Consider the following 24,641-nt stretch of genomic DNA (forward strand, 5'->3'; position numbering starts at 1 on the left):
GAAAGGCGGGATTCCGAAAGGCGGGATCAGACTTTTTCCAGTTGGCCGAATTCGAGTTCGACCGGGGTGGCGCGACCGAAGATGGTGACCGAGACGCGCACGCGCGATTTCTCGTAGTTCACTTCCTCGACGTTGCCGTTGAAGTCGGTGAACGGACCTTCCTTGATGCGGACCATTTCGCCCACTTCGTAGAGCACCTTTGGACGGGGCTTCTCGACGCCTTCCTGCATCTGGCGGAGCAGCGAGTCCACTTCACGCTGCGGCAGCGGGGTCGGACGATTCGACTTGCCACCGATGAAACCGGTCACTTTGGCGGTATTCTTCACCAGGTGCCAGGTTTCGTCCGTCATTTCCATCTCGACCAGGACGTAGCCCGGGAAGAAACGACGCTCGGTCACGGACTTGTGACCATTCTTCATATCCACGACTTCTTCAGTCGGCACCAGGATCTGGCCGAACTGGTCTTGCATGCCGGCGCGGTTGATGCGCTCGGTCAGCGCGCGTTGCACGCTCTTTTCCATGCCGGAATACGCATGCACCACGTACCAGCGCTTGTTTCCGGCGCTTGAAACGCTTTGCGCACCAATCGGTGCGCTGTCTTGCGTGCTATCGCTCATGTTATTTCCAGCCCAAAATTACGTCGTACAACAGGAACTCGAGCAACTTGTCCGTACCCCACAGGAAGATGGCCATGATCAGCACGAAGGCGAACACCACCCCGGTGATCTGCATGGCTTCCTTGCGGGTTGGCCAGACGACTTTCTTGGTTTCGCGCACGGATTCCTTGGCGAAACCGACGAAGCCGCGGCCTTGTGCAGAGGTCCAGGCAAACGCCACTGCCACCAGCAGACCGGCGACCAGGGCGGCAGCGCGCACCGGAGTCGACTGATCAGACAACACAAAAAAACCGACCACGCCCGCAACCACAGCCACGATCGCCAATGCGATCTTGATCTTGTCGTTGGAGGTGTTGACGGTTTGAACTGGCTGGCTAGACATATTTACTTTCAGTACCCTGCACCAGATTCGGTGGCAGGGGCGGAGGGCATCGAACCCCCAACCTTCGGTTTTGGAGACCGACGCTCTGCCAATTGAGCTACGCCCCTACAAAAACTCGCGATTGAGACACGAATGCCGCGATACGTTACGCACCGCGGCAATGTGTTTTACAGCTTGATCTTAGTCGAAGATCTTGGCAACCACGCCGGCGCCGACGGTACGGCCGCCTTCACGGATAGCGAAGCGCAGGCCTTCTTCCATGGCGATCGGGTTGATCAGTTGCACGGTGATCGACACGTTGTCGCCCGGCATGACCATTTCCTTGTCCTTCGGCAGTTCGATCGCACCGGTCACGTCGGTGGTACGGAAGTAGAACTGCGGACGGTAGTTGTTGAAGAACGGGGTGTGACGGCCGCCTTCGTCCTTCGACAGAACATAGATCTCGCCGGTGAAGTGCTTGTGCGGCTTGATCGAACCCGGCTTGGCCAGAACCTGGCCACGCTGCACGTCTTCACGCTTGGTGCCGCGCAGCAGCACGCCAACGTTGTCGCCAGCTTGACCTTGGTCCAGCAGCTTGCGGAACATTTCCACGCCGGTGCAGGTGGTCTTCTGGGTGTCAGCGATACCGACGATTTCGATTTCTTCGCCGACCTTGATGATGCCGCGCTCAACGCGACCGGTCACCACGGTGCCACGGCCGGAGATCGAGAACACGTCTTCCACCGGCATCAGGAAGGTACCGTCAACGGCACGTTCCGGGGTCGGGATGTAGGTGTCCAGGGCTTCTGCCAGGGCCATGATGGCTTGCTCGCCCAGGGGACCGGTGTCGCCTTCCAGCGCCAGCTTGGCCGAACCCTTCACGATGGGCAGGTCGTCGCCAGGGAACTCGTACTTCGACAGCAGTTCGCGGACTTCCATTTCCACCAGTTCCAGCAGCTCAGCGTCGTCCACCATGTCAGCCTTGTTCAGGAAGACGATGATGTAAGGAACGCCAACCTGACGCGACAGCAGGATGTGTTCGCGGGTCTGGGGCATCGGGCCGTCAGCGGCCGAGCACACCAGGATCGCGCCGTCCATCTGGGCTGCGCCGGTGATCATGTTCTTCACATAGTCGGCGTGGCCAGGGCAGTCAACGTGCGCGTAGTGACGGTTCGCGGTTTCGTATTCGACGTGCGCGGTGTTGATGGTGATGCCGCGTGCCTTTTCTTCAGGCGCTGCGTCGATCTGGTCGTAGGCCTTCGCTTCGCCGCCGAACTTCTTCGACAGAACGGTTGCGATTGCAGCGGTCAGGGTGGTCTTGCCGTGGTCAACGTGACCGATGGTGCCGACGTTCACGTGCGGCTTGGTCCGTTCAAACTTGCCTTTTGCCATCTTAGACTCCTAAATTTGATGAGAATGTCCAGGCAACACGCCCGACTGATTACTGACTTGTCAGCGATACGACGAGAAACTGGTGCCCTTGACGTGGATTGAACACGTGGCCTCTCCCTTACCAAGGGAGTGCTCTACCACTGAGCTACAAGGGCATTTTTCCGACTGCACAACAACCAAACATGCAGCCGGACCAAAACTTGGAGCGGGTGAAGGGAATCGAACCCTCGTCTTAAGCTTGGAAGGCTTCAGCTCTACCATTGAGCTACACCCGCGAGGAAACAACGTTCACTTCACAACCGCCGCGTCTTTCGATCGCGTATGTACTGCAGACTGCTTTGACTCCCGGCCTAATGGTGGAGAGGGCTGGATTCGAACCAGCGTACTCGTAAGAGGGCAGATTTACAGTCTGCTGCCATTAACCACTCGGCCACCTCTCCGTGCAGGGAACTCAAAACTATAGAGGAACATCGCTGGACTGTCAAATAAATTTTCGCTTCAACGCTAAATATTTTATCGACTGCCGGATATTGCTCAGAGGAACGACCCGCGACGTTTTTTCGAATCTTCAGGCTTTTTGTGTCTGCGACTCAACCGGCTTTTCATTCCAGGGCGCAATTCTAGGCAACATCAGCATTCCAGGCAAGGCCAGAACGAAACAAATTAGAAAAAAATTTAACCAGCCGGTGTCGGCGACGATATAACCGACCGAAGAATTCACAAAAGTACGCGGCACGGCCATCAAACTGGTGAACAAGGCGAACTGCGTCGCCGTATAACGTGGATCGGTCTCACGCATGATGTAGGCCACGAAGGCCGTGGTACCCAGCCCCACGCCAAAGGCTTCCACCCCGATCACCACCGCCAGCACCGGCAGGCTGGCACCGACGTGGGCCAGCCAGGCAAAGCCCAGGATAGGAATGGCCTGCAGCACCCCGAACACCCACAAACCCCGGTTGATGCCCAGCCGCACCATCCATATGCCGCCGAGGATGCCACCAGCCACGCTGGCCCACAGGCTGGTGGTCTTGGAGACCACGCCGATCTCGGTCATTGAAAAGCCCAGGTCGATATAGAACTTGGTGGCCAGGGCGGTGGCCATGCTGTCGCCCAGCTTGTAGAGGAAGATGAAGCCCAGCACCCACAGCGCATTGCCCCAGCCGCCACGGGCGATGAATTCACGGAACGGCAGCACCACGGCTTCATATAGATTCTTGGGCGGGGTGCCATAGACCTTGGGTTCCTTGACTACCAGCGAGCACAGCAGCCCCGGCAGCATGAAGGCCGCCGTGATCCAGAACACCGTCGGCCAGGGCAGTTGATCGGCCAGCACCAGCGATAGCGCGCCCGGCACCATGCCGGAGAGCTTGTAGGCATTGACGTGGATGGCACTGCCCAGGCCCAGTTCGGCTTCGGGCAGGATCTCGCGCCGGTAGGCATCGATGGCGATGTCCTGGCTGGCCGAGAGGAAGGCCACCACCGAGGCCATGATGGCAATCGTGCTGACGTCGGAGAGCGGGTCGAGCATGCCCATGCCGCCAATGGCCAGGAACAGCAGCAGCTGCGTGGACACCATCCAGCCACGCCGTCGGCCCATGCGCCCGAAGTGGAAGCGGTCCATCAGCGGCGACCAGACGAATTTCCATGTATAGGGGAACATCACCAGCGCGAACAGCCCGAGGGTCTTGACGTTCAGCCCGGACTTGGCCAGCCAGGCCTGCAACAGGCTCAGCAGGATGAACAGCGGCAGGCCGGAGGTGAACCCAAGGAAGACGCAGATCAGCATGCGCCGGTTCAGGTATTGATGCCAGGAAGCGGCGGGTGCGGTCATAAGGTGGGGCGGCTCGGCTCGAAAAACGCGGAAGATGAAACAAAAAACGCCGGTGGCCAGCGGTGGGCGCTGCCGGGCCGGCGTCTGCGGGACATGGTGAAGCTTTCTGCAAATTTCCGGCTAGCGCTTGCGCAGCCTGAACACCGCCAGGCTGCCGCGCCAGTTGGGGAAGTAGCGCACCGGTTTGCCGTCCTTCAGGGCGACGCATTCCAGCACTTCCAGCCCCAGCTCGTTGGCCAGCGCCTCGAAGTCGCGGATCGTGGCGCAGCGCAGGTTCGGCGTATCATACCACTGGTACGGCAGGCTCCTGGACACCGGCATGCGCCCGCGCAGGAGCGCCACGCGGTGCGGCCAGTAGGCAAAGTTGGGGAAGGACACCGTCACCTCGCGCCCGACCCGGGCGATTTCGCGCAGGGTCCCCTCCACATCCTTGACCATCTGCAGCGCAGACAGGCACAGCACGGTATCGAAGGCATTGTCCTCGAACATGGCCAGGCCGCCGTTCAAGTCCTGCTGGATCACCGAGACATTGCGTGCCACGCACTTGGGAATCTGCGCATCGTCGATCTCCACCCCGTAGCCGGTACAGCCCTTGTCGCTCTGCAAATAATCCAGCATCACGCCATCGCCGCAACCCAGGTCCAGCACCTGCGACTTCTCGCGCACCCAGTGGGCAATGAAGGCCAGGTCGGGGCGCAGTGCGCTCAATTGTTCGAAAGTCATGCGCGGCCCTCCTGCTGCAGTTCAGTCCAGATACTTCCGTAGTATTCGCGCACCACCTTCATGTAGCGCGCATCGTCCAGCAGGAAAGCGTCATGCCCGTGCGGGGCGTCGATTTCGGCATAGCTCACGCGGCGCTTGTTGGCCACCAGCGCCTGCACCATCTCGCGGCTGCGTTCGGGCGAGAAGCGCCAGTCCGTGGTGAAGGACACCAGCAGGAACTTGGCCCGGGTACGGGCGAACGCCTTGGCCAGATCGCCGCCGAATTCCTGGGCCGGGTCGAAATAGTCCAGCGCCTTGGTGATGAGCAGATAGGTGTTGGCGTCGAAATAGGTCGAGAACTTGTCGCCCTGGTAACGCAGGTAGGACTCAATCTCGAAATCCACGCCATAGCCGAACTGATACTGCCCCGAGCGCAGGTCGCGGCCGAATTTCTCGGCCATGTCGTCATCCGACAGATAGGTGATATGCCCCACCATGCGCGCCACCCGCAAGCCATTCTTGGGCACCACGCCATGCGCATAGAAATCGCCACCGTGATACTGCGGATCGGTCAGGATGGCCTGCCGCGCCACATCGTTGAAGGCGATGTTCTGGGCCGACAGTTTGGGCGTGGAGGCGATCACCAGACAGTGACGCAGGCGATCCGGATACATCATGCTCCAGGCCAGCGCCTGCATGCCGCCCAGCGAGCCACCCATGACGGCGGCGAAGCAGGCGATGCCGAGCCGGTCGGCCAGTCGCGCCTGGGCGTTGACCCAGTCTTCCACCGTCACCACCGGGAAATCGGCGCCATAGGGCTTGCCGGTGGCCGGGTTGGGGTGCATCGGGCCGGTCGAGCCGAAACAGGAACCCAGGTTGTTGACACCGATGACGAAGAAGCGGTCCGTATCCAGCGACTTGCCGGGACCGACCATGTTGTCCCACCAGCCGACGTTGTCAGGATCGTCGGCATAGACGCCGGCCACGTGATGGGAGGCATTGAGCGCGTGGCAGACCAGCACGGCATTGGATTTGTCGGCATTGAGGGTGCCGTAGGTTTCATAGGTCAGCGAGTAGTCCGCCAGCGAGGCGCCGCTCTGCAGCGGCAGCGGCTCGGCGAAGTGCATGACCTGGGGCGATACGATTGCCATCGACATGATTGTTCTGCGTAAGTGACTCGGCGCCAGGGGGCTCGGTGCGAGCGATGCTGGCGGTCGCTTCGCCGGGCGGGGTGGCCAGTCTCGTGCGCGGGCAACAAAAAAGCCCGGAAGCATTGCTTGCGGGCTCACTCATCGATGGGGCGGGGCAGTCTTGGGAGAAACAGCTGATCCAAGCTCGCTTTAGCCGCATTTAGATGGGATCAGTATCCCGGCGCCCGCAAGCTGAAGTTGGTCAAACCGTTCAAATCGGCGCAGTGGCGTAAGAATACCCAAGTCGGGCAGACCCGTCAAACGGCCCTGCCCGGCATGCGCGATGCCGCTTAACGGCGGCGCGTCGCGACCCTGGCCTCGGCCATGGCCGGTTCGGCCTGCAGCGCCTGCAACTGCGCCATGGCCGCCGCGATGGCAGCCGGTTCGCTGGCGCGCAGCACCTTCTTGACCTGCGGTTCCAGCAGGCGCAGGTCGCTGTTCAAGATCTCGTTCTTCACCGACAGGATCTGCGAGGGGTGCATGGAGAATTCCAGCAGCCCCATGCCCAGCAGCAGGCGCGTCCATTTGAGATCACCAGCCATTTCGCCGCACACCGAGACCGGAATGCCGGCCTTGCGCCCCTGGGTGATGACGGTGGAGAGCAGGAACAGCACCGCCGGATGCAGCGGGTCGTAGAGATGCGCCACCTCGTGGTCTACGCGGTCGATGGCCAGGGTGTACTGGATCAGGTCATTGGTGCCGATGGAGAGAAAGTCCAGCCGCTTGATGAACAAGGGCAGCGCCAGCGCCGCCGCCGGGATCTCGATCATGGCACCGACCGGGATCTCTTCATCGAACTTCTGCTTGCGCTCGCGCAGTTGCTGCTTGGCCTGTTCGATCATGGCCAGCGTCTGGTCGATCTCGAAGGCATGCGCCATCATTGGCACCAGCAGCTTGATGGGACCATAAGCCGAGGCACGCAGGATGGCGCGCAACTGCGTCAGAAACATCTGCGGCTCGGACAGGCAATAGCGGATCGCACGCAAGCCCAGTGCCGGGTTCAGGGCCGTTTCCTCGTCCTCGTCCAGCGGCTTGTCGGCGCCCACGTCCAGGGTACGGATGGTGACCACCCTGCCCTTCATGGCGATGACGGCCTGCTTGTAGGACTCGAACTGTTCATCCTCGCTGGGGAATTTTTCCAGATGACCGGCGCGCCCCATGAACAGGAATTCCGAACGGAACAGACCGATCCCCATGGCGCCGGCCTCGAAGGCATTGGCGGCATCGTTGGGCAACTCGATGTTGGCCAGCAACGTGATGGGTTCGCCATCCTGAGTGATGGCCGGGGTTTTCTTGAGACGTGAAAGTTTCTTCCGCTCGCGCAGCAGGCGTTCCTGACGCGCGCGATACTGCGCCAGCACCAGCGGGGAAGGATCGACGATGACCACGCCGGCATCGCCATCGATGATGAGCACATCGTCGTGCTTGACCAGCACCGAAGCATTGTGCATGCCCACGGCCGCCGGAATGGCCAGGCTGCGGGCCACGATGGCGGTATGCGAATTGGGACCGCCCAGATCGGTGACGAAGCCGGCGAAGGCGCTCTCGCGGAACTGCAGCATGTCGGCCGGCGAGATGTCGTGGGCCACCACGATGATGTTGGCGGCGGCTTCGCCGGTAGGTGGCAGTTGGCCGGCGCTGCCGGTGAGGACCTTGAGGATGCGCTCGCCGACCTGCTGGATGTCGGCCTTGCGCTCGCGCAGGTAGGGATCCTCGATCTCGTCGAACTGCGCCGACAATTCCTCGATCTGCGTCACCAGTGCCCATTCGGCGTTGTAGTAGCGATGGCGGATGATGTCCTGCGGCACCTCGGCCAGCATCGGGTCCGACAGAATCAATGAATGCACATCGATGAAGGCGCCCAGTTCGGGCGGCGCATCCTTGGGCAGTTCGGAACGGATGATATGAAGTTCCTGGTGCACCGCCTTGACCGCGCTCTTCAGGCGCCCGATCTCGGCCTCGACCTGGTCGGGTGCGATCAGGTAATGTTTGACGTCCAGTGCGGCCGGCGCCATCAAGTGCGCGCGTCCGATGGCGATGCCTTGCGACACCGCGATTCCATGTAAGCTGAATGAAGCCATCGCGTATCTCCTGCCTGTTTTCTTATAGTCCGCCGTGTTGCCAGCGCGCGGTAGCTCAAGCAAGTTACCGAACAAATAATGATTTGGCAATCACGACCGGGCGGGCTGCGCCAAAGACTATAGGACAAGCAGCGTATATGAACATTGTTTCAGCCCGCACAGGAAATGCACGGGCCTTGACATGTCGCAAGAAGCATTCCAGCCATGCCGCGATGTTGCGGCGCAATACCGCAAGTGCAGTGAAGGGGATTACTGGCCTTCGCCGAACTTGTCGGCAATCAGCGCTTCCAGTGCGGTGAAGCATTCCTGCTCGTCGGCGCCCTCGGTTTCCAGGGTGACGATGCTGCCCTTGCCGGCGGCCAGCATCATCACGCCCATGATGGACTTGGCATTGACGCGGCGCTTGTTGAAGGTCAGCCAGACTTCGCTCTTGAACTTGCCGGCCAGCTGGGTGAGCTTGGCCGAGGCGCGCGCGTGCAGGCCCAGCTTGTTGACGATTTCGAGTTCTTTTTGAATCATGTTCTGCTTTCGTTTTTATCGTGTTGGCGCGGTTCGATGCAGCCAGGCGAAAGGTTCAGGCCGACGCCGCCACCCGGATGCGGTTGTCGATGCGCACCGCACCATTCTGGCCGCCTGCCAGCGCCATTTCAACCACCACATCCAGCGTGTCGTTACGGTAGGTCAGCGCCCGCAGCAACATGGGCAGGCTGATGCCGGCGATCACCTGCACGTTGCCCAATCCGCACAGGAAGCCCGTACAGTTGGAGGGCGTGCCGCCCATGACATCGGTGATGACCAGTACGCCGCTGCCATCATCGAGGCGACCGACGGCCTCGATGGCCAGTTTTTGCACCTCCGCCGGGTTCTGGTCGGCGATCACGTCGATCGCCTCCATCCGTTCGGGACGGCCGCGGAAGACGTGCGTGGCGGCGGCCAGGAAAGCTTGCCCCAGCGGGGCGTGCGTCAAGAGAAGAATACCAACCATGGAATTGTTGCCATCTGATGCGACGCGCTTTTCCCCGAGCAGCCCGTCATGCTCTGTCGATCCCATTATCGGACCGACCCTGTTGCCTCTGCTGCCCCTGCGGCTGCCTCCAGTGCATCCACGAACATCGCCGCCACATCAAACCCGGTCTGCTCGGTGATTTCCTGGAAGCAGGTCGGGCTGGTCACGTTGATTTCGGTGAGATAGTCGCCGATCGCATCCAATCCTACCAGCAACAGGCCACGTTGATACAAGATCGGACCGAGCGCCTCGCCGATCTCGATGTCGCGTGCCGATGCCGGCTGCGCTTTGCCCAAACCGCCCGCGGCCAGGTTGCCGCGCACCTCGTTGCCCTGCGGAATGCGTGCCAGCACATTGGGCACCACCTTGCCGCCGATGAGGAGAATGCGCTTGTCGCCTGCGCTGATCTGGGGAATGAAACGCTGTGCCATGATCGTGCGTTGACCGTTGTCGGTCAGGGTTTCGATGATGGAGCCCAGGTTCATGCCATCGGCCTTGACGCGGAAGATGCCCATGCCGCCCATGCCATCGAGGGGTTTCAGGATCACGTCCTGGTGCTCGTCGTGGAAGGCGCGCAGACGCCTGGCGTCGCGCGTGACCAGGGTCGGCGCGGTGTACTGCGGGAACTGGGCAATGGCCAGCTTCTCGTTGTGGCTGCGGATCGCTGCCGGCTTGTTGAATACGCGCGCGCCCTGCTTCTCGGCCAGTTCCAGCAGGTAAGTGGTGTAGATGTACTCCATGTCGAAGGGCGGATCCTTGCGCACGATCACCGCATCGAATTCGGAGAGGAAGGACGACGCCGGCTTGTCGGCGCGATACCAGTCATCGGCATCACCGGTCAGGGTGATCTTGCAGGCATTGGCCGTCACCAGGCCGCTTTCCAGCACCAGGTCGCCCTGTTCAAAGGCGTAGATACTGTGGCCGCGACGCGCGGCCTCGCGCATCATGGCGAAGGTGGAATCCTTGTACGTCTTGAACGACTCCAGAGGATCGGCGAGGAAAGCGATTTTCATGAGGCTAGGGTCCTGTTGTGCCTGGCAAGGGCGCGATATTAATAAACTTCCGGGTTGGGGTCGGTCTTTTCCATCTCCACCGAGGCGGCCAGCAAGGCCAGCCGCGCCACCACCCCATACATGTAGAAACGGTTGGGGGCAGCCGTGCCCGGCTTGGCGTGCATGTCCGGCAGGGCATGCTGCTGGGCGAAGGCCAGCGGCACGAAATGCGCGCCGGGCGCATTGAGGTTTTCATTGACGCCGCGCTCGGCATGCACGCGATAGAATCCGCCTACCACGTAGCGGTCGATCATGTAGACCACCGGCTCGGCCACGGCCTGGTTGATGCGCTCAAAGGAGTGCACGCCTTCCTGCACGATCACCTCCGAGACTTCCAGCCCTTCCTTGCCGGCCAGCATGCCGGTGCGCTGCTTGCGGTTCAGATCCTTGATCTCGCTGGCATCCTTGACCGCCATGATGCCCATGCCGTAGGTGCCGGCATTGGCCTTGATGAAGACGAAAGGCTGCTCCTTGATGCCGTATTCCTTGTACTTCTTGCGGATCTTCGACAGCAGCGAGGAGACGCTGTCGGCCAGCGCGTCGGTGCCGGTGTTCTCCTGGAAATCGATGTCGCCAACCTTAGCGAAGAGCGGATTGAGCATCCACGGGTCGACCTCGACCATTTTGGAAAATTTCTTCACCACTTCATCGTAGGCGGCAAAGTGATTGCTCTTGCGGCGCAGCGCCCAGCCCGCATGCAGCGGCGGCAGGACGCTTTGTTCATGTAGCCCTTCCAGCACCGAGGGAATGCCGCTGGAGAGGTCATTGTTGAGCAGCACGGTGCAGGGATCGAAGTTCTTCAGGCCCAGGCGGCGGCCATTGGCCGAGCGCTCCAGCGGTTCCAGCGTGATATGAGTGCCGTCGGGCAGCTCGATCTGCTGCGGCTTGGCTGCGCCCGGCGCCAGGCTGCCCAGGCGTACGTTCAGGCCGGTCTGGCGGAAGATCTGCATCAGACGACCGATGTTCTGCAGGTAGAAGGTGTTGCCGGGCTGGGTTTCCGGGATCAGCAGCAGATTGCGCGCATCCGGACAGTATTTCTCGATGGCCGCCATGGCCGCCTGCACCGCCAGCGGCAGCATCTCCGGGGAGAGGTTGTTGAAGCCGCCCGGGAACAGGTTGGTGTCGACCGGGGCCAGCTTGAAACCGGCGTTGCGCAGGTCGACCGAGCAATAGAAGGGCGGCGTGTGCTCCTGCCACTCCATGCGGAACCAGCGTTCGATGGCCGGCGTGGCGCCCAGGATTTTCTTCTCCAGCTCCAGCAGGGGACCATTGAGAGCGGTGACAAGATGCGGGACCATAAAAGACCTTAACGAGATGTAAATGCCGGCAGCGAGTGTCGATTTTAGCGGATTCCTGAAACCGTGTTGCAACGCGGTAGAAACCGCCGTTGTCATTTCAGCAAAGCCCGGCCCGGCCACGGTCGCTGCAAAGGCGTGGGCGGGAGTGTTCACATGGCGATGAAGACGGCATTTTAAAGAGTCCGACTCAATTACTCGGGAATTATCCGCCTGCGACGCGGCATTGCATCGGGAAAGCTTTTTTGATGAAGAAAAATGACGAAAAAGCGACAACCCGGCAGACAACTTGGCGATATGACAAGTATGCGCTTTTCTTCATGTTGTGAAGCGTACGAACGCGTACAAATGCCTACAAATGAAAACAGGCGCCCGAAGGCGCCTGATAAAGAGGCCGTTTCCAGCCCCGAAGGAATACTGCAGACTCAGTACGACAGATGCTTAGTGGTAAGCCGATTCGCCGTGGCTGGAGATATCCAGGCCTTCGCGTTCTTCTTCCTCGGTCACACGCAGGCCGATGACGACGTCGACGATCTTGTAGGCGATGAAGGAGACCACACCCGACAGGATCACGGTGGTCAGCACGCCCTGGAACTGGATCCAGACCTGGCCGCCGATGGAGTAATCCGGTGCCACGGCGTTGGCCACGTAGTCATAGATGCCGGTGCCGCCCAGGCTGGGGGCTGCGAACACGCCGGTCAGGATGGCACCCAGGATGCCGCCCACACCGTGCACGCCGAAGACATCCAGCGCATCGTCCGAACCCAGGATCTTCTTCAGACCGCTCACGCCCCACAGGCACAGCAGACCAGCGATCAGGCCCATGACCACGGCGCCGATGACGCCCACGAAGCCAGCGGCCGGGGTGATCGCCACCAGGCCAGCGACGGCACCGGAAGCGGCACCCAGCATGGAAGGCTTGCCCTTGCCGATCCATTCGCCGAAGCTCCAGGACAGAACAGCGGCAGCAGTAGCCAGGATGGTGTTGACGAAGGCCAGGGCAGCAGTGCCGTTGGCTTCCAGACCGGAACCGGCGTTGAAGCCGAACCAGCCGAACCACAGCAACGAGGCACCGACCATGGTCAGGGTCAGGCTATGGGGCTTGAAGGCTTCCTTGCCGAAACCGATACGCTTGCCGATCACGTAGGAACCGACCAGGCCGGCAATGGCGGCGTTGATGTGCACCACGGTGCCACCAGCGTAATCCAGCGCGCCCTTCTGGAACAGCCAGCCCGAGATGGCGGTCGCCTTTTCAGCGGCAGCAGCGTCGGTGAAGGCGTCCGGACCCGGCCAGAACCAGACCATGTGGGCCATCGGCAGGTAGGAGAAGGTGAACCACAGGATCGAGAACAGGATCACCGCCGAGAACTTCACGCGTTCGGCGAAGGAACCGATGATCAGCGCCACGGTGATGGCGGCAAACGCTCCCTGGAAGGCCACGAAGACCAGTTCCGGAATGACCACGCCCTTGCTGAAGGTGCCGGTGTTGGAGTCACCCGTCAAGCCGTGCAGGAACAGTCGGTCGAATCCGCCGAAGAAGGCATTGCCCTCGGTGAACGCGATGCTGTAGCCGTAGACGAACCACAGGATGTAGATCAGCGAGAAGATCATGAAGCACTGCATCAGCACCGACAGCATGTTCTTGCTGCGGACCAGGCCGCCGTAGAACAGACCCAGGCCAGGCAGGGTCATGAGGATGACGAAGGCGGTACAGACCAGCATCCAGGCGGTATCGCCCTTGTTGGGCACCGGTGCCGGCGCGGCAGCAGCAGCGGCCGGTGCGGCGGGAGCCGCCGCCGGGGCAGCGGCGTCAGCCTTGGGCGCAGCCGGAGCGGCAGCGGCCGGGGCAGCGGCGGTGGCCGCTGCGGCTTCAGGCTTGGGCGCGTCCTGCGCCTGGGCCGGAGCGGTAAAGCCTACCGCCAACAACAGCGCGCCAATGGCGAGCGCGCCGGAAAACATTTTCTTCATGCTCATTAGAATTCCCCTTTTTTACAGAGCGTCTTTACCGGTCTCGCCGGTGCGGATACGGATCACATCCAGCAGGTCCTGGACGAAGATCTTGCCGTCGCCGATCTTGCCGGTACGGGCAGCAGTCTCGATGGCTTCCAGGGCGCGTTCGACGATGGCGTCGTCGACGGCCGCCTCGATCTTGGTCTTGGGCAGGAAATCGACCACATACTCGGCACCGCGATACAGCTCGGTATGGCCTTTCTGACGACCGAAGCCCTTGACTTCAGTCACGGTGATGCCTTGCACACCGATCGCGGAGAGGGCTTCACGCACCTCGTCCAGCTTGAACGGTTTGATGATCGCTGTGATCAGTTTCATACGAACCTCTTGTTAGAAAGTTTTGCTGATGGAGAAGACGAAGCCGTTCTTGCCGACGTTCTTGGTGCCATCCGATGCCGGGGTGGTCGTCACGCCGTCCTTCAGGTCGGTACCGACATAGGCCAGGCCCAGGGTGATGCCGGCAGCGTCGTCGAAGGTCTTGGACAGGCCGACCTTCCAGTCGGTGTAGCTGAACTGGCCAGGGTTGCCACGCACGTTCTGGTGACCGAGGTGCAGACCGAGCATGACGCCATAGTAGGTCTCGATGTTGGCACCCAGGTCGAAGTACTGGCTGTACTTGCTGTTGACGGCGCCGAACAGGTTGGTCAGCGATTGCGAATACTTGAAGTAGGCCGGACCGTAACCGACCTGACCGTACAGTTCGAAGGTATTGGCGTTCTTGGCGCCGCTGTTGGCCAGGGTGTTGCCCGGGTAGTAGTAGTACAGGCCGCCGACGTCATAGGTGAAACCGCCGCCGATGTCACCGCGCTTGCCGCCGTAGATGTCCCACTCGACGTTACCCTTGGTATCGGTACCGGTGAGGGTGCCGGCGTCCTTGATCCACTTGATGTTGCTCAGCCAGGTGCCGGCGTACAGACCGGTCGGGTTGTGCGTGTAGTCAGCACCAACCTGCAGCGCCGGGTCGAAACGGGTCTGGGTCAGGCCGCGGTAGCGGTAGTCGCTCACCACGGCGGCGTTGAAGCTCAATTCATTATCCGGCTTGGCGTCTTCGGCGCGGGCCACGGTAGAAACGAAGGATGCGGCGATGGCTGTTGCAAGAATCAGTTTCTTCATGACTTTCCCTCTGGTTTATGTTTGAACAATAAAGTCGTTTTTTGTCTTTGCCCAAACCCTTTAGCAGGAGCCGTGCCATGTCCGTTCGGCAAGGCAGACTTGTCTTTTTGCGTGAAACCAGAGATTTGCAACGATTTTTTTCGAGAACAGCTTCAAAATAGTGCATCAAGGCTGTCAATGCACGTCATTGGTGCGATATTGCTTGTTTTTTGTCAAACCTGCATCGGACGCGGCAATCACATTTTGGTGCGTGGGTGGCGGGCGAGGCCAGGATCACCAAGTCGGCGCATTTCCCGAAGGAAAATTCAACCTCGTGACGGCACCTGTGCACAAAAATGCAGTCTGTACAGGACATCGCGGTTTGAGGATGAGCGGGAAACCGCTAAACTTGCAGTACAGCTATCAGCCAAGGAGATCCGACATGGACAAGCCCCCATTTTTTGAAGACCTGCAATCCAAGATCAACAAGGCGATCGAGAACTCTCCGGCCAAGGACATCGAGAAGAACGTCAAGGCCATGCTGAGTCAGGGTTTTGCCAAGCTGGACCTGGTCACGCGCGAGGAATTCGACGTCCAGGCCCAGGTACTGGCCAAGACCCGTGCCCGCCTGGAGGCGCTGGAAGCGCGTGTTGCCGAGCTTGAGGCTCAGCAAAAACAGACTCCATGATCCTGGCCCGGACACTTTTCTCTTTTTCTCCCCCTTCCCTTCTTCCTGCTGACAAGCTGCCGGGCGCATTGCGATGAGCCTGGCAGTCTTGCGCAGCCGCGCCCTGGCCGGCATGAGCGCCCCGCCTGTGACGGTCGAGGTGCACCTGGCCAATGGCTTGCCGGCCTTTACCATCGTCGGGCTCCCCGAAGCCGAGGTCAAGGAAGCCCGTGATCGCGTTCGGGCAGCGCTGCAAAACGCCCGGTTTGAATTCCCTGCCCGCCGCATCACCGTCAACCTCGCTCCGGCCGACCTGCCCAAGGAATCCGGACGCTTCGATCTGCCCATTGCGCTGGGCATCCTGGCCGCCTCCGAGCAGATTCCTGCGGACCGGCTGGACGATCATGAATATGCGGGAGAGCTGTCGCTGTCTGGCCAGTTGCTGCCCATTCGCGGCGCGCTGGCCATGACCTGCGCCATCCAGCGGGAGCACCAGGACCACGGCCAGCCACGCAGCTTCATCCTGCCGGCGGCCAATGCCGACGAAGCGGCACTGCTGCCCGAGGCGCACATCCTTCCCGCCAGGTCCTTGCTGGAGGTCTGCAGCCACTTCAGTACGCGCGACCCTGCGGCCCGGCTGCAGCGGCACCCGCCACGGTCGGCAGTGGACGTGCCGACCTATCCGGATTTCAGCGACATCAAAGGGCAGTTACAGGCGCGACGCGCGATGGAAGTGGCCGCGGCCGGCCAGCACAGCATCCTGCTGGTCGGGCCACCCGGTGCCGGCAAGTCGATGCTGGCCACGCGCTTTCCCGGCATCCTGCCGCCGATGACGCTGGAAGAGGCCTTGGAGTCAGCGGCGGTGCAATCCTTGAGCGGCAGTGTCGACATGGATCGCTGGCGCCAACGCCCCTATCGCGCACCACATCACACGGCCTCCGCCGTGGCGCTGGTCGGCGGCGGCAGTGCGCCCCGGCCTGGAGAAATCTCGCTGGCGCATCATGGGGTCCTGTTCCTCGACGAGATCGCCGAGTACCCACGCAGCGTGCTTGACGTGCTGCGCCAGCCGATGGAATCGGGGCATATCGTGATATCGCGTGCGGCGCGGCAGGCACGGTTCCCGGCGCGCTTCCAGCTTATTGCGGCGATGAACCCCTGTCCGTGCGGACTGCATGGTGATCCGCAAGGCCGCTGCCGCTGTACGCCCGAGGTGGTCAAGCGCTACCAGGCGCGCCTGTCCGGTCCGCTGCTGGACCGCATCGACATGCAGATCCATGTGAGCGCCCTGAGCCCCGCCGAACTGGCCAGCCAGCAACCGGGCGAATCCAGCGCCGCCATCGCGAAGCGCGTCGCACACGCCTTTGAACGTCAATGGCAGCGCCAGGGCAAACCCAACAGCCAGCTCGGTGGCAGCCAGATCGACCGGTACTGCCAGCACGACGATGCCGCCGCCCAACTGCTGCAGGCCGCCATGCTGCGGCTGAACTGGTCGGCGCGGGCCTATCACCGGGTGCTGAAACTGGCCCGCACCATCGCCGACCTGGCCGATGCCCAACACATCCTGCAGACGCACGTGGCCGAGGCGGTCCAGTATCGGCGCATGCTGGGCGGGTATTAGGGCCTCTTCAGCGCGCCGGCAGGATGCGCCGCGCAAAGGCGATCAGTACCAGCGCCAGCGCGACCAGTCCAAGCCACTGTGCGGTCGACTCAAACGCCCCCGACACCACGGCCAGCGGTGCATCCTTGCCGGTAAAGCCGATGATGGCCGCCAAGAGCACGCCGACCAGACTCTCCCCGACGATCAGGCCGGATGCCACCAGAATGCCACGCTGACGCGGCTGGTCCGCATAGGCCTGCGGATCGGCACCAGCGGCCAGCGCACGACGCCGCAATGCGCGCTCGATCAGCCAGCCCAGCAAGGCCCCCAGGAACAGGGCGCTACTGACCATCGGCGGCAGATAGATGCCGATGCCCACCGCCAGCACCGGAAGGCGCGCCACACCGCCACGACGAGCCAGCAGCCAGTCGATGACGATGAGCACGATGCCCAGCGCCACCCCCACGCCCAGCATGGTCCAGTTCAGCTCACGGGTGAAGATGCCGGTCGCGATGGCCGTCATCAGCGTGGCTTGTGGCGCCGCCAGGGCCTGCGCCGCATCCATGCCGGCGCGCGGCAGGGCACCGGTGAAGCCGTAGGCGTTGTAGAGCAGATTGAGCACCGGAGGAATGATCAGCGCACCCACCACGCAACCGACCAGCAGCGCCACCTGCTGGCGCCAGGGCGTGGCGCCGACCAGCTGGCCGGTCTTCAGGTCTTGCAGGTTGTCATTGGCAATGGCGGCCACCGCGATGATGGCGGCGGTCACGAACAGCGCCACCGCGATGGCCAGCTTGCTGCCGTCGGGGGTGGCCAGCAGCGGATCGACCGCACCCGAGACCAGCAGCAGCACCGACACCAGAATCACCGCCACGATGCCGATACCGGAAATCGGGCTGGAGGAGGAACCGATGAGCCCGGCCATGTAGCCGCAGGCCGCCGCCACCAGGAAGCCGAACACGAAGGCAAACACCACCGCATAGACGATCAGCCCGATGAACAGCGCCGGCGACACCGGCGCCTCCGACAGGAAGGAGGCAAACACCACCGCCAGCAGCGCAATCATGGCCAGGCTGATGGCGATGATCCAGCGCGGCGACATGTCCTGATCGGTGCGCTCGGTGCTGCCCTGCTGGCGCCGCGCGAGCGTCGACAGCGAGGCCTTGACGCCTTCGAGCATGGGTTTGAAGAGCGTGGCCAGGGTCCAGACCGCCGCCACGCCGATCATGCCGGCACCGATGAAGCGCACCTGGCTTTTCCACAGCCCATTGGCGAAGTCCGACATGGCCACGTCAGCCGCATGCGGGGTCACCGCCGTGAGATAAGGCACGGCCACGCCCCAGGCAATCACCAGCCCGATCAGGATGGCGATGCCGGAGACGATGCCGATCATGTAGCCCGCGCCCACCAGCGCCAGCGAAAATCCCATGGTCAGGCGCACCACCGAGGCCCCGGCGGTGAACCAGAGGCTGATGCTTTCGGCAAACAGCTTCAGTCCGCTGGCAATCACGCTGAAGGCTGCTGCCAGGGTGCCGCCGAAGAGAATATCGCGCAGGCCGCGCCGGGTTTGCTCGCCACCGTCGGCGTCGGCACTGCCCACGCGCAGGATTTCAGCGGCCGCCACCCCTTCCGGATAGGGCAGCGCGCTTTGCACCACCATCACCCGGCGCAGCGGAATGGAAAACATCACGCCCAGCATGCCGCCGGCGGCGCAGATGCCCAGCGTCTGCAGGAAGGGGAAGCCCTGCCAGTGGCCCATCATCACCAGGCCCGGCAGGATGAAGATGATGGAAGACAAGGTGCCGGCCGCAGACGCCTGGGTCTGGACCATGTTGTTTTCCAGGATGTTGGCATTGGAGAACAGGCGCAGCACCGCCATCGAAATCACCGCAGCGGGAATGGCCGAGGAAAAGGTCAGGCCGACCTTCAGGCCAAGGTAGACGTTGGAGGCGGTAAACACCACCGTGATGAGCGCGCCCAGCAGCATGCCGCGCAGGGTCAGTTCCGGCAGGCCGGTTTGGGTATGTTGATTCATATCGGTCGAGGGGGTCCGTTTCGATGCGTTCTTATACCGCAAGAATTGCGCGCAGACCATCGGACAAACGCGCTATTTGCTTCATATTGGCTTGCAAGCGCCTTTGTTATGATGCCTCTCTCGCCGTTTTCGGACCGTTGCCATGCGCCCTCTTCGTCCTGCCCTGCTGTTGCTGTTGCTGTCGCTGGCCTGCCTGTGCCTGGCGGCCTGTTCGCCGCGCTACAACTGGCGCGAAGCCAGCGACAACGGTGCGCATTTCGTGGTGCTGCTGCCAGCCAAGCCGGCCAGCGTGACGCGCCCGGTGGACCTGGACGGCCCCAAGGTCGACATGAGCATGACCGCCGCCGAGGTCGACGGCCTCACCTTCGCCGTGGGTACGGCCGAGCTGCCCGATGCGGCAGCGGCCGACCGGGCGCTGGACGCGATGCGCACCGCCCTGCTCAACAACATCGGCGGCCAGCCGCAAGGCTCGCCGCGCTGGCCCGGCAAGACCACGGGCCTGACGCGCACGCTCGATCTGGATGCGCACGGCGCGGCCCGGGGCCGCCCCCTGCGGCTGGTGGCCCGCCTGGCGGTACGGGAACGCCGGGTGTACCAGATTCTCATCGTAGGGGAAGAAAAAGCCTTCACCGAGGAAAATATTGAAACCTTTTTCAGCTCTTTCAAACCAAGCTGAGCGGGGCCGAGCCGGATGACAAGATTCCGGCTAGCAGAGTATTCTTGTGTTGCCTGTCACTCCAAACGGGCATTCCCGCAGAAATGCGGATGCAGTCTGCAGCGCATTTCCAGCGCGTGCGCGTTGACGTACGCGCCCCAAAAAACGTTTTCAATCAAAGACCCTGAGGAAATATGCTGATCACATTCAAATCAAAAGCGGCTGCCGATGTGGTGATGTACGAGTCGCACGCCAAACCCATCCTGGACCTGCTGCACAAGGACCTCGCCCGTGGCGTGATCACTGCCGCCGAGGCCGGTGACGCCGTCGCCGTGCTGGAACAGCAGATCAACGCCAGCAAGTCGCACGAAGCGGCCGAGGCACTGGCGCGTGACGTCAACGCCCACCACAACGCCGACGTCGACGACCACAACCACGAAAAGATCGAACCGGTCAGCTTCTCGGCCCGCGCCTATCCGCTGCTGGACATGCTGCGCGAAGCCAAGAAGGGCAATTACGACATCCTCTGGGGCGTCTGATGGCCGGGCAAGACCGGGGCCGCGATGGCGCCGGCTGCTTGCGGACCTGATGCACCCTGGCCGAACGGCTGCCGCGATCATCCACCGCGGCAGCCGTTTGTCGTTTCCGGGCACCCTGCGACTGCGCTGCTGCGGCCAGGACCGCCGCACGAAAACGCATGACGCAGGTGTGGTCAGCATGGGCCGCTGGTACACTGGCGGCCCGCGCCCCTCGCACCGGTCATTGCCGTGCTGCAACACGGGCGCTGTCGTATCTTCCTGAGCCAGCCAAGACGTGATCCAGATTTCTCTCCTCTCCCCCGGCGCCAAGGCCGATTCCCTGGCCTACCAGCTGGCCTATGCCGCCCAGGCAGTGGCCGCCGTGGGCGCCGGCCATGCGCTGCCGCAGGCGCTGGCGCAGATCTTCGCCCGCAGCGATGCGCCGCCCCCGGCACGCGGTGCCATCCAGGACCTGAGCTACCGCGCCATGCGCCAGCTCGGCCTGAGCGACAGCCTGCTGGGCCTGCTGGCCAACAAGCCGCCGCAACCGGAAGTGCTGCACGGCCTCTTGGTGACGGCACTGGCCTTGCTGGTCAATGAAGAAGAAGCCGGCTACGACAGCTTCACCGTGGTCGACCAGGCGGTGGAGGCGGCCGCCATCAGCCAGGACATGAGTTTCGCCAAGGGAGTGGTCAATGCCATCCTGCGCCGCTTCCTGCGCGAACGTGCGACGCTCATGCCGCAGGCCGGCAAGACCCCGCCCGCTACCTGGAATTACCCGACCTGGTGGATCGACCGTCTCAAGGCCGCCTATCCCGAGCAGTGGCAGGCCATCCTCCACGCCGGCAACCAGCCGCCGCCGCTGACGCTACGCGTGAACCGTCGCCGCGCCAGCGTCGAGCAGTACCTGGCCACGCTGCAGCAGACCGGTATCGGCGCGCGTGCCGTCGGTCCCTGCGCGGTGCGGCTGGACAAGCCGATGCCGGTGCAGCAGATCCCCGGCTTTGCCGAGGGTGTGGTGTCGGTACAGGATGCGGCCGCCCAACTGGCCGCCCCGCTGCTGGACGTGGCCGACGGCATGCGGGTGCTCGATGCCTGCGCCGCACCCGGCGGCAAGACCGGCCATCTGCTGGAACTGGCCGACCTCGACCTGCAGGCACTGGATCACGACCCGCGCCGGCTGCAGCGCATCGCCGAGAACCTCGACCGGCTGCAGCTCAAGGCCAGGCTGCTCACGGGTGACGCCCGCGACGACAGCTGGTGGGATGGCCAGGGCTACGACCGCATCCTGGCCGACGTACCTTGCACTGCCTCGGGCATCGTGCGGCGCCACCCGGATATTCGCTGGCTGCGTCGCAAGACCGACACCGTGCAGCTTGCAACACTTTCTGCGCAAATTTTGGACAAGCTTTGGCAGATGCTGCGACCGGATGGTAAATTGCTGCTCGTAACCTGCTCGCTGTGGCCCCAGGAATCGGAGCAGCAAGCGATCGCCTTCGCGCAGAAAAACCATGCCATCCGGCTGCCCGCTCCAGGCCAACTGTTGCCGACGGCCCGTGCCGATGCCGATCACGATGGCCTGTTCTATGCGCTGTTCCAAAAACCTGGTGCATGAATTTGACGCAATCGGCCCCCTTCCCGACTCCCGCGCCCGCCCGCCAGCCCTCCCGGCTGTTGCGCGCGGTGCTGCAATGGCTGCTGGCGCTGCTGCTGGCCTGTTCCACCCTGGCCGTGCAGGCCGCCGAAATCACCATCAACCAGGCCAGCATCGAAGCCAGTGACGAAGGCTACCGCCTCTCGGTTTCCTATGACTTCGACCTCAATCGCGGCCTGGAAGATGCGCTCTCGCGCGGTGTGCCCCTGTACTTCACCACCGAGGTCCAGCTGACCCGGCGGCGCTGGTACTGGTTCGACGAAACCAGCGTCTCGCTCACGCGCACCCTGCGTCTGTCCTACAACGTGCTGACCCGGCAATACCACACCGCCATCAGCGGCCAGCTGCAGCAGAGCTTCACCAACCTCGAGGACGCGCTGACCCTGATCCGCCGCCCGCCGCGCTGGATCGTCGCCGACAACAACACCCTCAAGTCCGGCGAGACCTACCAGGTCGGCCTGCGCATGCGCCTGGACGTGGCGCAGCTGCCCAAGCCTTTCCAGGTCAATGCGCTCAACAACAGTGACTGGCGCCTGTCCTCGGACTGGATCGAATTCAACTACAAACCCGAATGAGCCGCACCTTACGCTATCTGCTGGTGGTCGGCGGGGGCGTCATCAGCGTCCTGCTGTTCCTGCTGGCCTCGGCCTCCGAAAATTCCGCCCTCTTCGAGCAGCACTACCCGTGGCTGCTGTTCTTGAACGGTCTGGCCGCCATTTCGCTGCTGGGACTGGTGCTGCTGCTGCTGGGGCGGCTCTACAAACGCTACCGGCGCGGCAAGTTCGGCTCCAAGCTGCTGGCGCGACTGGTGCTGATGTTTGCGCTGGTGGGCATCGTGCCGGGAGCGGTGATCTACCTGATGTCGGTGCAGTTCGTGTCGCGCTCCATCGAATCCTGGTTCGACGTGCGCATGGAGGCGGCGCTCGAATCGGGCCTCAACCTGGGCCGCAATGCCCTGGATTCCTCGCTCTCGGACCTGGTTTCGCGGGCGCGTGGCATGGCCCAGGAACTCTCCGACATGAGCGACTCGGAGCAGGTGACCTACCTCTCCCGCCAGCGCGACCAGAACATGGAAATCACCATCGTCAACGGCAATGGCCAGGTGATGAGTACGGTGGGCGGCTCCATCGGTTCACTCACGCCCGTGCTGCCCAGCAGCCAGGCGATGCGCCAGGCGCGGGTCTCGCGCGCCTTCTCGGCGGTGGAAAGCGATGATACCCGCCCGTCCAATGGCGAGTCCGACGCCGACGGCAACCTGCGGCTGCACGTGGTGGTGCTGGTACCGGCCCCCAGTCGCGGCATGTCCCTGCAGAACGAAACGCGCTACCTGCAGATCCTCCAGCCGGTGCCCGACTACCTCGCCAGCAATGCCGAAACACTGCGACTGGCCTACAACGAATACCAGCAGCGTTCAGTCTCGCGCTCGGGCCTGCGCAAGATCTACCTGGTCACCCTCACCCTGACCCTGCTGCTGGCCATCTTCGCCGCCATCGCCAGTGCCTTCCTGATCGCCAGCGACCTGGCCAAGCCGCTGCTGCTGCTGGCCGAAGGCACCAAGGCGGTGGCCGAGGGCAATCTCTCACCTCGCCCCATCGTGAGCACCTCCGATGAACTGGGCACGCTCACCCAATCCTTCAACACCATGACGCGCCAGCTGCTGGAAGCGCGCACCTCGGTGGAAAGGAACCGGGCCGAGCTGGAGAACGCCAAGGCCTACCTGGAGTCGGTGCTGGCCAACATGTCGGCCGGGGTGATGGTGCTGGATGGCCAGTTCAACATCGTCAGCGCCAACGATTCGGTGCGCCGCATTTTGGGCCACGATTTCTCGGCCAATATCGGCACCCCCCTGCAGACCATCGACAGCCAGGCCCCATTTGCCCAGGCCATCATCCGCGCCTTCTCCGAACAACTGGCCCAGCACAGCAGCGATGGTGCCGACGGCCTGCACTGGCAGCGCCAGTTCGAGCTCTCGCGCCAGCCCGGCGCACTGCGCGATGCCAACGAGGAACCAGGCGGCAAGCCCGACCACGACAAGCTGACCCTGCTGGCACGCGGCTCGCACCTGCCGGTGGAAAACGGCGTCGGTTACGTGGTGGTGTTCGATGACATCAGCAACGTCATCTCGGCCCAGCGTTCGATTGCCTGGGGCGAGGTGGCGCGCCGCCTGGCGCACGAGATCAAGAACCCGCTGACCCCCATCCAGCTCTCGGCCGAACGCCTGCAGCACCGCCTGGCCGACAAGCTCATGCCAGCCGACGCCGCCATCCTCGACAAGGGCACCACCACCATCGTCAACCAGGTCACGGCCATGAAACGCATGGTCGACGACTTCCGCGACTACGCCAGGACCCCGCCAGCCAAGCCGGTGGCACTGGATCTGAATGCCCTGATCGAGGAAATCCTCAACCTCTACCTGGCCGGCGATGGCCGCGACGTGATCCACGCGCGCCTGGCACCGGAGATGAGCAAGGTCATGGGCGATGCGACCCAGATGCGCCAGGTCATCCATAATCTGCTGCAGAATGCCCAGGATGCCGTGACCGATGACGGCCAGAGCGCACCGCGCATCGACGTGCTGACCGAGCAGATCGATATTGCCGGCACCGACGGCCAGCGCCGGCCAGCGGTGCGTCTGTCGATCATGGATAACGGCCCCGGCTTCTCGCCCACCATCCTGGCGCGCGCCTTTGAACCCTATGTCACCTCCAAGGCCAGAGGCACCGGTCTGGGGCTGGCGATGGTCAAGAAAATCGTCGAGGAACATGGTGGTCGCATCGATATCCAGAATCGGACCGATGGCCGGGGCGCAAAAATTGTAATTTTGCTGGTAAAGTTAGCACCTATTGATTAAGAGACAGTTTTCTCCGGAAACCGTCCCCAGGATCA

22 protein-coding genes and 4 tRNA genes are annotated in these 24,641 nt (G+C 62.6%); 7 read left to right on the plus strand and 19 right to left on the minus strand.

Annotated elements, in window-relative coordinates; translation table 11 throughout:
- Positions 1-26 precede the first annotated feature (26 nt).
- The 18 genes from nusG to HWE01_RS16655 form a co-directional block, all read right to left on the minus strand.
- Positions 27-617, minus strand: a complete 591-nt coding sequence (gene nusG, locus HWE01_RS16570; RefSeq protein WP_008334101.1) for a transcription termination/antitermination protein NusG — start codon at positions 615-617, stop codon at positions 27-29.
- A gap of 1 nt (position 618) precedes the next feature.
- Positions 619-999 (minus strand): preprotein translocase subunit SecE, encoded by a 381-nt coding sequence (gene secE, locus HWE01_RS16575; RefSeq protein WP_008334099.1) that lies wholly within the window; start codon positions 997-999, stop codon positions 619-621.
- Positions 1,000-1,030: 31 nt separating this feature from the next.
- A tRNA-Trp gene (locus tag HWE01_RS16580) sits at positions 1,031-1,106 on the minus strand.
- 73 nt (positions 1,107-1,179) lie between these two features.
- On the minus strand, positions 1,180-2,370 hold the full coding sequence (gene tuf / locus HWE01_RS16585) for an elongation factor Tu (protein WP_008334097.1): 1,191 nt from the start codon (positions 2,368-2,370) through the stop codon (positions 1,180-1,182).
- Positions 2,371-2,450: 80 nt separating this feature from the next.
- Positions 2,451-2,525: transfer RNA gene (locus HWE01_RS16590), tRNA-Thr, on the minus strand.
- A 46-nt stretch (positions 2,526-2,571) separates the two neighbouring features.
- Positions 2,572-2,645, minus strand: a tRNA-Gly gene (locus HWE01_RS16595).
- A 79-nt stretch (positions 2,646-2,724) separates the two neighbouring features.
- A tRNA-Tyr gene (locus HWE01_RS16600) sits at positions 2,725-2,810 on the minus strand.
- Positions 2,811-2,938: 128 nt separating this feature from the next.
- Positions 2,939-4,201, minus strand: coding sequence for an AmpG family muropeptide MFS transporter (locus HWE01_RS16605; RefSeq protein WP_008334088.1), 1,263 nt, complete (start codon positions 4,199-4,201; stop codon positions 2,939-2,941).
- A 120-nt stretch (positions 4,202-4,321) separates the two neighbouring features.
- Entirely contained in the window at positions 4,322-4,924 is a 603-nt protein-coding gene (gene metW / locus HWE01_RS16610; protein ID WP_008334087.1) for a methionine biosynthesis protein MetW, read from the minus strand.
- On the minus strand, positions 4,921-6,060 hold the full coding sequence (gene metX, locus HWE01_RS16615; RefSeq protein ID WP_008334086.1) for a homoserine O-succinyltransferase MetX: 1,140 nt from the start codon (positions 6,058-6,060) through the stop codon (positions 4,921-4,923). The genes metW and metX overlap by 4 nt, the downstream gene beginning before the upstream one ends.
- Positions 6,061-6,383: 323 nt before the next feature.
- Positions 6,384-8,174: a phosphoenolpyruvate--protein phosphotransferase gene (gene ptsP / locus HWE01_RS16620; RefSeq protein ID WP_008334085.1), complete on the minus strand. Its 1,791-nt coding sequence runs from the start codon at positions 8,172-8,174 to the stop codon at positions 6,384-6,386.
- A gap of 249 nt (positions 8,175-8,423) precedes the next feature.
- Positions 8,424-8,693 (minus strand): HPr family phosphocarrier protein, encoded by a 270-nt coding sequence (locus HWE01_RS16625; RefSeq protein WP_175344512.1) that lies wholly within the window; start codon positions 8,691-8,693, stop codon positions 8,424-8,426.
- A 55-nt stretch (positions 8,694-8,748) separates the two neighbouring features.
- Entirely contained in the window at positions 8,749-9,159 is a 411-nt protein-coding gene (locus HWE01_RS16630; protein WP_008334083.1) for a PTS sugar transporter subunit IIA, read from the minus strand.
- A gap of 65 nt (positions 9,160-9,224) precedes the next feature.
- Positions 9,225-10,193 (minus strand): glutathione synthase, encoded by a 969-nt coding sequence (gene gshB / locus HWE01_RS16635; RefSeq protein ID WP_175344513.1) that lies wholly within the window; start codon positions 10,191-10,193, stop codon positions 9,225-9,227.
- Between the two features lie 38 nt (positions 10,194-10,231).
- On the minus strand, positions 10,232-11,530 hold the full coding sequence (gene gshA / locus HWE01_RS16640) for a glutamate--cysteine ligase (protein WP_008334081.1): 1,299 nt from the start codon (positions 11,528-11,530) through the stop codon (positions 10,232-10,234).
- Between the two features lie 438 nt (positions 11,531-11,968).
- Positions 11,969-13,501, minus strand: a complete 1,533-nt coding sequence (locus HWE01_RS16645; RefSeq protein WP_175344514.1) for an ammonium transporter — start codon at positions 13,499-13,501, stop codon at positions 11,969-11,971.
- Positions 13,502-13,516: 15 nt separating this feature from the next.
- A complete protein-coding gene (locus HWE01_RS16650) occupies positions 13,517-13,855 on the minus strand; it encodes a P-II family nitrogen regulator (RefSeq protein ID WP_006713297.1) in 339 nt (112 codons plus the stop codon).
- Positions 13,856-13,867: 12 nt separating this feature from the next.
- Entirely contained in the window at positions 13,868-14,650 is a 783-nt protein-coding gene (locus tag HWE01_RS16655) for a TorF family putative porin (protein WP_008334077.1), read from the minus strand.
- Positions 14,651-15,071: 421 nt separating this feature from the next.
- Between HWE01_RS16655 and HWE01_RS16660 the strand changes: the two genes are divergently transcribed.
- On the plus strand, positions 15,072-15,317 hold the full coding sequence (locus HWE01_RS16660) for an accessory factor UbiK family protein (protein ID WP_008334075.1): 246 nt from the start codon (positions 15,072-15,074) through the stop codon (positions 15,315-15,317).
- 73 nt (positions 15,318-15,390) lie between these two features.
- Positions 15,391-16,914: a YifB family Mg chelatase-like AAA ATPase gene (locus tag HWE01_RS16665; protein ID WP_241822360.1), complete on the plus strand. Its 1,524-nt coding sequence runs from the start codon at positions 15,391-15,393 to the stop codon at positions 16,912-16,914.
- 7 nt (positions 16,915-16,921) lie between these two features.
- Here the strand turns inward: HWE01_RS16665 and HWE01_RS16670 are convergent, their stop codons facing one another.
- Positions 16,922-18,928 carry an OPT family oligopeptide transporter gene (locus HWE01_RS16670; RefSeq protein ID WP_008334050.1) on the minus strand — a complete coding sequence of 669 codons (2,007 nt, stop codon included), beginning with the start codon at positions 18,926-18,928 and terminating at the stop codon, positions 16,922-16,924.
- A gap of 142 nt (positions 18,929-19,070) precedes the next feature.
- On the opposite strand from HWE01_RS16670, the gene HWE01_RS16675 reads away from it, so the two are divergent.
- From HWE01_RS16675 to HWE01_RS16695, 5 genes are all read left to right on the plus strand, one after another.
- Complete coding sequence (locus tag HWE01_RS16675) at positions 19,071-19,604, plus strand: hypothetical protein (protein WP_241822361.1); 534 nt, start codon at positions 19,071-19,073, stop codon at positions 19,602-19,604.
- A gap of 173 nt (positions 19,605-19,777) precedes the next feature.
- Positions 19,778-20,122, plus strand: coding sequence for a DUF1840 domain-containing protein (locus HWE01_RS16680; RefSeq protein ID WP_008334039.1), 345 nt, complete (start codon positions 19,778-19,780; stop codon positions 20,120-20,122).
- A gap of 274 nt (positions 20,123-20,396) precedes the next feature.
- The gene (rsmB, locus tag HWE01_RS16685; protein ID WP_241822362.1) at positions 20,397-21,716 is read left to right on the plus strand and encodes a 16S rRNA (cytosine(967)-C(5))-methyltransferase RsmB; all 1,320 of its coding nucleotides are present in this window, start codon (positions 20,397-20,399) and stop codon (positions 21,714-21,716) included.
- Positions 21,713-22,330 (plus strand): DUF4390 domain-containing protein, encoded by a 618-nt coding sequence (locus tag HWE01_RS16690; protein WP_008334037.1) that lies wholly within the window; start codon positions 21,713-21,715, stop codon positions 22,328-22,330. The genes rsmB and HWE01_RS16690 overlap by 4 nt, the downstream gene beginning before the upstream one ends.
- The gene (locus HWE01_RS16695; protein WP_008334036.1) at positions 22,327-24,606 is read left to right on the plus strand and encodes a sensor histidine kinase; all 2,280 of its coding nucleotides are present in this window, start codon (positions 22,327-22,329) and stop codon (positions 24,604-24,606) included. The genes HWE01_RS16690 and HWE01_RS16695 overlap by 4 nt, the downstream gene beginning before the upstream one ends.
- Positions 24,607-24,641 lie beyond the last annotated feature (35 nt).

Source organism: Herbaspirillum sp. C7C8 (assembly GCF_022627875.1).
GTDB lineage: Bacteria > Pseudomonadota > Gammaproteobacteria > Burkholderiales > Burkholderiaceae_D > Herbaspirillum.

Coding starts and splice junctions, on each gene's coding strand:
- HWE01_RS16660 (WP_008334075.1), top strand. CDS start 15,072: ATGGACAAGCCCCCATTTTTTGAAGACCTGCAATCCAAGATCAACAAG.
- HWE01_RS16695 (WP_008334036.1), top strand. CDS start 22,327: ATGAGCCGCACCTTACGCTATCTGCTGGTGGTCGGCGGGGGCGTCATC.
- HWE01_RS16630 (WP_008334083.1), bottom strand. CDS start 9,159: ATGGTTGGTATTCTTCTCTTGACGCACGCCCCGCTGGGGCAAGCTTTC.
- tuf (WP_008334097.1), bottom strand. CDS start 2,370: ATGGCAAAAGGCAAGTTTGAACGGACCAAGCCGCACGTGAACGTCGGC.
- HWE01_RS16665 (WP_241822360.1), top strand. CDS start 15,391: ATGAGCCTGGCAGTCTTGCGCAGCCGCGCCCTGGCCGGCATGAGCGCC.
- HWE01_RS16650 (WP_006713297.1), bottom strand. CDS start 13,855: ATGAAACTGATCACAGCGATCATCAAACCGTTCAAGCTGGACGAGGTG.
- HWE01_RS16690 (WP_008334037.1), top strand. CDS start 21,713: ATGAATTTGACGCAATCGGCCCCCTTCCCGACTCCCGCGCCCGCCCGC.
- HWE01_RS16680 (WP_008334039.1), top strand. CDS start 19,778: ATGCTGATCACATTCAAATCAAAAGCGGCTGCCGATGTGGTGATGTAC.
- nusG (WP_008334101.1), bottom strand. CDS start 617: ATGAGCGATAGCACGCAAGACAGCGCACCGATTGGTGCGCAAAGCGTT.
- HWE01_RS16645 (WP_175344514.1), bottom strand. CDS start 13,501: ATGAGCATGAAGAAAATGTTTTCCGGCGCGCTCGCCATTGGCGCGCTG.
- secE (WP_008334099.1), bottom strand. CDS start 999: ATGTCTAGCCAGCCAGTTCAAACCGTCAACACCTCCAACGACAAGATC.
- ptsP (WP_008334085.1), bottom strand. CDS start 8,174: ATGGCTTCATTCAGCTTACATGGAATCGCGGTGTCGCAAGGCATCGCC.
- metW (WP_008334087.1), bottom strand. CDS start 4,924: ATGACTTTCGAACAATTGAGCGCACTGCGCCCCGACCTGGCCTTCATT.
- metX (WP_008334086.1), bottom strand. CDS start 6,060: ATGTCGATGGCAATCGTATCGCCCCAGGTCATGCACTTCGCCGAGCCG.
- HWE01_RS16625 (WP_175344512.1), bottom strand. CDS start 8,693: ATGATTCAAAAAGAACTCGAAATCGTCAACAAGCTGGGCCTGCACGCG.
- HWE01_RS16655 (WP_008334077.1), bottom strand. CDS start 14,650: ATGAAGAAACTGATTCTTGCAACAGCCATCGCCGCATCCTTCGTTTCT.
- HWE01_RS16675 (WP_241822361.1), top strand. CDS start 19,071: ATGCGCCCTCTTCGTCCTGCCCTGCTGTTGCTGTTGCTGTCGCTGGCC.
- HWE01_RS16605 (WP_008334088.1), bottom strand. CDS start 4,201: ATGACCGCACCCGCCGCTTCCTGGCATCAATACCTGAACCGGCGCATG.
- gshB (WP_175344513.1), bottom strand. CDS start 10,193: ATGAAAATCGCTTTCCTCGCCGATCCTCTGGAGTCGTTCAAGACGTAC.
- HWE01_RS16670 (WP_008334050.1), bottom strand. CDS start 18,928: ATGAATCAACATACCCAAACCGGCCTGCCGGAACTGACCCTGCGCGGC.
- gshA (WP_008334081.1), bottom strand. CDS start 11,530: ATGGTCCCGCATCTTGTCACCGCTCTCAATGGTCCCCTGCTGGAGCTG.